7 protein-coding genes are annotated in these 5,375 nt (G+C 60.7%); all 7 read right to left on the bottom strand.

Features of this window, described 5'->3' with window-relative positions:
- Positions 1-203: 203 nt before the first annotated feature.
- From QJT78_RS48025 to QJT78_RS48055, 7 genes are read right to left on the bottom strand one after another with little or no spacing between them, the layout of a single operon-like run.
- Positions 204-641, bottom strand: coding sequence for a YscO family type III secretion system apparatus protein (locus QJT78_RS48025; protein ID WP_080586865.1), 438 nt, complete (start codon positions 639-641; stop codon positions 204-206).
- Positions 629-1,999: a type III secretion system ATPase SctN gene (gene sctN, locus QJT78_RS48030; protein WP_080587269.1), complete on the bottom strand. Its 1,371-nt coding sequence runs from the start codon at positions 1,997-1,999 to the stop codon at positions 629-631. The genes QJT78_RS48025 and sctN overlap by 13 nt, the downstream gene beginning before the upstream one ends.
- Complete coding sequence (locus QJT78_RS48035; RefSeq protein ID WP_028154239.1) at positions 1,996-2,622, bottom strand: FliH/SctL family protein; 627 nt, start codon at positions 2,620-2,622, stop codon at positions 1,996-1,998. The genes sctN and QJT78_RS48035 overlap by 4 nt, the downstream gene beginning before the upstream one ends.
- On the bottom strand, positions 2,601-3,326 hold the full coding sequence (locus QJT78_RS48040) for a hypothetical protein (RefSeq protein WP_028154240.1): 726 nt from the start codon (positions 3,324-3,326) through the stop codon (positions 2,601-2,603). The genes QJT78_RS48035 and QJT78_RS48040 overlap by 22 nt, the downstream gene beginning before the upstream one ends.
- Entirely contained in the window at positions 3,323-4,066 is a 744-nt protein-coding gene (gene sctJ, locus QJT78_RS48045) for a type III secretion inner membrane ring lipoprotein SctJ (protein WP_157790374.1), read from the bottom strand. The genes QJT78_RS48040 and sctJ overlap by 4 nt, the downstream gene beginning before the upstream one ends.
- A gap of 20 nt (positions 4,067-4,086) precedes the next feature.
- A complete protein-coding gene (locus QJT78_RS48050; protein ID WP_080586868.1) occupies positions 4,087-4,521 on the bottom strand; it encodes an EscI/YscI/HrpB family type III secretion system inner rod protein in 435 nt (144 codons plus the stop codon).
- Positions 4,521-4,769, bottom strand: coding sequence for a hypothetical protein (locus QJT78_RS48055; protein ID WP_129557672.1), 249 nt, complete (start codon positions 4,767-4,769; stop codon positions 4,521-4,523). Before QJT78_RS48055 ends, QJT78_RS48050 begins: the two co-directional genes overlap by 1 nt.
- Positions 4,770-5,375: the final 606 nt, after the last annotated feature.

Raw genomic sequence — 5,375 nt, forward strand, 5'->3', positions numbered from 1 at the left:
TGAAGCTCTTGCCCGGGAAACAAACTCAAACTAACAGTCCCTTGTCCTGCCTCGCGGGTGGAGGAATTTGACTGACCACACCCGGAGGAATTTGAAGTGACCCGCGGGGCACAGAGGCGCTCCTACACAGAATTTCTGAGGCCCGGCTCCCTCCACAACGGCTGCGCCCGCACCGTAGACGGCCCGCTCCTTGGATCCATAAATTAGACATCCTTCTCCTGCAGCGGGCCGGCTTTCAAGGCACGCACCAAATTGTCGCATTTCTCGAGCCCCCGATATGCCTTACGCGCGGCGTTGTAGGCTTCCTCCCGTGCCTGCCGGGCTTGTTCGGCTTCCGACATTGCCTCCTCAAGGCGCCGTTCGACCAGCCGTTCGTGTTCGTGCAGTGAGATCATCTTCGCCTTCGCCTCCTCAAGATCATTGAGAGCGACGGTTTTGCCGATCAGCAAATCGTATATCGAGCGTTCCAGACGAGGCCGGTCTTGCCGCCATATGCGAAGGTCTGTCAGTGCCGCTTCGATACCCGCATCGGATTTGTCGAGGGCTGACTGCCGCACTCGTAGAGACTCGTCGGCCCGGCGACGCCGCAATTCCCTCAACTGAAGCAATTGATACACGGCCTTGGGAATTATGCCAGGCACGCGGCAAGCTCATGAAGCATTGCGTCGAAGCCAATCTGTTCACATCTCGTCTGTCGCAGGAAGGTCCGTATGTTCTCTATCTTGGCGATAGCCGTATCAGCGTGCGGATCGGCTCCTTGCTTGTACTCGCCGACCCGTATCAATAGTTCCACCTCTTGGTATTTAGCTATCAACGCCCGCAGCTGACCTGCTAACGTCTCATGCCGCGACGACACGATAGCGCTCATGACACGGCTGACGCTTGCCAGAATATCGATAGCAGGATAGTGGTTCGCCATCGCCAAGGTGCGCGAGAGCACAATGTGGCCATCCAGGATGGAACGGGCTTCATCGGCCAGGGGGTCGGCGACGTCGTCGCCCTCGACGAGCACGGTGTAGAACGCGGTTATCGATCCACGATCGTTGTTGCCGGCGCGTTCAATGAGCTGCGGCAAAGTTGCAAAGACCGAGGGCGGGAAACCACGCAGGGTGGCCGGTTCGCCGGCCGCCAGACCAATCTGCCTCTGGGCGCGCGCAAAGCGCGTGACCGAATCCATGAGAAGCAGTACACGCTGTCCCCGATCTCGATACCATTCTGCGATCGCCGTCGCCACATAGGCCGCCTTCACCCGCTCCATCGCGGAACGATCGGAGGTCGCAACGACAAGAACTGATCTCCGTCGCGCTTCTGAGCCGAGATCGTGTTCAATGAACTCCTTCACCTCTCGGCCACGCTCGCCAATCAGCGCTGTCACAGTCACGTCAACCGCCGCGTTACGCGCCAGCATCGACAGCAGCGTGCTCTTGCCGCCGCCCGCCGCGGCAAAGATTCCGATGCGTTGTCCCTCCCCGCACGTCAAAAGACCATCGATTGCCCGTATACCGACTGGAAGAACGCGATCAATGACGCGCCGGGTCAAGGGACCCGGCGCCTCGCCTTGGACTGGCACGCGGGCGTCTGGAAGCAAGGGCCCATGCGCGGATGTGTCGAGAGGGCGGCCGAGACCGTCAAGCACCCGGCCAAGCAGGTTCCAGCCCGCGGGCACCATCATAGGCTCTCCCATCGGGATCACCTCGGTGAGGGTAGAAAGTCCCTGTATTTTGCCAAGCGGCGTCAGAATGGCGATGTCGTGCTGAAACCCGATCACTTCCGCCGACAATTCGCAGTTGTTCTCGGGATTGCGGAGCGTGCACAGGTCGCCTATGCGGGCGCCAGGTGCCGTTGCACGGATGATTGTCCCAACGATTTGAAGGACTCGGCCGCGGACACGCAATGTCGACGTCTGCGCCACCGCCGTGCGAGCACGCTGGAACAAGCGATCGATGTCGTCGTGCGGAGAATGAATGGCGGTGGTTGCCGTCGGTAGCTCGGAAATCACGTTGCGGAGGCCTTTAGGTTATTGCGCAGGCCGGCTTCGATCGCCGCTAATTGGCTTTCGATCGTGGCGTCGACGAGGCCAGCATCGGTTTCAAGGATGCATCCGGCATCTTTGACGCGCGAATCAGACACGAGTTCGACGACTGCGCGCGACGTCGCCGTCAAGAGCAGCTCGTTCAATCGTCTGCGAACAGTTTCGATATACGCCGGTGCCACGCGTAAGCGGACGAAGGAGCTATGGCCCGTGAATCTCAGGCTGTGCAAAGCGAGCTGCACCGTAGCGTCATCCGGTGCGATGGTGTCGATCACCCGACGTGCGATTTGCAGGCCCATGTCGACGATCCGCTCTTGATTCTCCTCCATGATCCGCAGAGACGCCACGGCGATCGCGGTCAACCGCTGTTCGATGGTCGCTTGCGCCGCTATCAGCGCGGCTTCCTTGGCTGCCGTCTCGATCATCCCTACGGTTTCGCGCGCACCATCCACGAGCGCGTCCGCATCGCGTCGCGCCTGAGTGAGCAGTTGCTCTGCGGCCACGATCGTCTGTGCGCTTGCCGCCGGCAGGACCCGCCCTGGGCCGAGGATGCTGACCCTGCCAGACGTCAGTTGAACCAGTGCGACCATGTTGGCATCTTTTTGCGGACTAGGCGCCGCATCGCACGAAAGGCATCTTCGCCGGCACTGTCGTCACGGCAGGCGTCCGCCACCACCATCCAGATCGCTACAGGTCGGCGCAATCGTAGTCGGGCGCGCAGCCCATGCGGGATGGCGCCTATCGCAAGGCCGAACATCACCGCACCGCGGTAGAGGAATGCACGAGGCCCAGCCGGCATCTCGGAAGCGTTGACCGCGGACATTAGTTCGGCGGTCGGTCGCGGTAGCAGTGCGGCATGCGAAACGAATGCCAAGGCCTCTTCTCCGAGAACGGCGCGCGCCGCCACAACATCGACCGTCCGAAGAAGGCCGATGAGGCTGGACACGCCGGTCCAAGCTCCAGCGAGGCAGATAAGGCGTGCAGCGTCGGGCGTCGGCAGAAATGCGAGCCGGGCCCGTCGTGCGTTGCCGGCCAAAATAATCGCGGACGCTTCACCACCTTGGCCGCGAAGCAGCCAACGTCCAAGCTTGACGCGGATAAGCGGGTCGGACTGAGCGATTTCCAGAGGCATCCATTCGGGCCAATCGGTCGCTATTGTATTATCGAAATCGGCCGCAGGATCGGCGATGCAGCGCACCATCGCTCCCGCCCACGGCGTATCAAGCCATTCATCCGGGATTGTTGCTGAGCTCGTTGCGAGCATGGTCGGATTGTTCGCTTCGCCAAAGTTCATGACGCTGCCATACCGTTCCTACGGTTAAAGCGCCGCCACCATATGAGACAGACGAGCACTGCATTGCCGATCAACGATGCCGCCATGCCGCCGACGAGGCCGATCAAAAGATGCGATGGGTCGCTACGTTCTGACGCCCGACGCTGCGTGGTATTGTCCTGATTTGCCTCTACAAGGGCAACTGAGACCCGATCATAGGACAGGCCCCTCAAGCTATTTGCGACCAGCTCCTTGATCTTCGGCACGACCTGATCGATCGGAGCACCGGGCTTGTAACGGACGAGCACCGCTGCAGTTGGCGAGGCGGGTGGACTACGATCGTCACTCGCGCTTTCCGGCAAGACCGCGTGGACTCGGGCATTGAGCACGCCGTCGATAATGGACAGAGTCTGCGAAAGCTCCTGCGTGACACCATAAATGTAGCGCACACGCTCTTCTGTGTCCGACGAGATCATCCGGTCCTTCTTGAAGAGAGTGCCCATTTCGGCGAAATGATCGCGAGGCCACCCCGCGCTGTCCAACACAGTCATGGCACGCGGCACGTCTTCTGCTGGCACCACGAGCGAGGTCGTGCCGCCGGTGTCTGTCGTCCGCTCCGCGTGGATCCCTTGTCGCATAAGCAACGCAAGCATTTCGTTAGCCTCGCGCGCTGAAAGGTTGCGATAGAGCTCGATCTTCGATCCGCAGCCCGCCAGGGTGAATAGCACCAGAACCGCCACCGCCCGCTTCAATACAGACACCACGCCCGCATCATCGTGGCTTATTGGCCGCTCAGGAAAGTTTCGAGCGTGCGGGTCGCCTTCCCAACCACCTTGGTCACAAGGTCGTACTGCAGGCTCATCGCTGATAGCTCGACCTGCGCGTCGAGCCACTCAGCCGAGCGAATGTTCCCCGTGTTCAGGCCTTCGGCAGCGCTGCGAACGCCTTGCATGGATTGTGCAAAGCCTGCGCTCAGTTTTTCCATACCACTGAGGATATCATCGGATAGGCGAGGAGCGAGCGGCCCCCCTCTCTCCTCCGTCAGCCCACCTCCAGCCATGATCAGCGGTTCGTTAGCTCGCTGCGATGGCACGGATGGCTCCAGCACGGCTCGAAACGCTTCAACGGATTCAGCCGACACTTTCGATGCGTCTCGCATCTCCATCGAAAACAAGGCTGGCCGTGCTTGCGAGAGGATACTACCTACGCTGCTCATCAGATGTCCTTTCCTGCGGTATGTGCCGGCGCGGTCTGGCGCAAGGCCGTGTGGAACCTATCGAGGCAGGGCTCGCCACTTGGCAGGTGCCTGAGCACAGTATCGCGTTCGCTTAGGCGTCCAGTAAGCCCAAGAGCCAGGGCCTGAAACGCCATCCCATATGCATCATTCGCTTTGGCAAGAGGATCGAGTCGTTCCAGCGCTGCTGGAATATCGCCTGCCGTCAGATCTGCGACCGCATAAGCCATGACACACTCCCGACTGCCCGGCGCAATGACGTCAAGCCCCTTCGCGATCCGCCTCGCCCTCACCACGTCGTTCGTGACACAAGCCAAGAATGCCGCCTCGGTGAGACGTCGCAGGAGGCCGACGCGACTGTCGGGTGTCGCACAAGTCGACAACCAAGACATACCTGCCGAATCCCTGTCCCTCACCGAGTCACGTGTCGTTTGCTGATCATCCATGTCATGTCCCGCCACCGACCTTGGCCGGTAAAACATCGCGGCAGCCCCCGAAAGGACGCGCGCTCGCACCCCCGCGGCCAAGCACCCATCCCGCCACCACATCCAATACCGCTGACCACGGCCAGTAGCACTCGACAAGACCGTCTGCCGAGCGGCGTTGCCCGCTGCAAGCGATGGCTTCTAACAATCGTCTAGTGCGGCCTTCCGCTTGGCGCCAATACAATACGGGCATGGAGTCATAACGGTTGCCTATGGATAGTGGGTATGCCCTCCGTCGACCGATAGCGGTACGACGACCCCACCTCGTTTAGGTGGACGGGATGAGCGAGACTCGCGCGTGGATTTGACAACGCGAGGGACGCTCGTTCCATGCATCAAGACAGACATCAA

The organism is Bradyrhizobium sp. Mp27, assembly GCF_029953005.1.
Classification (GTDB): Bacteria; Pseudomonadota; Alphaproteobacteria; order Rhizobiales; family Xanthobacteraceae; genus Bradyrhizobium; species Bradyrhizobium barranii.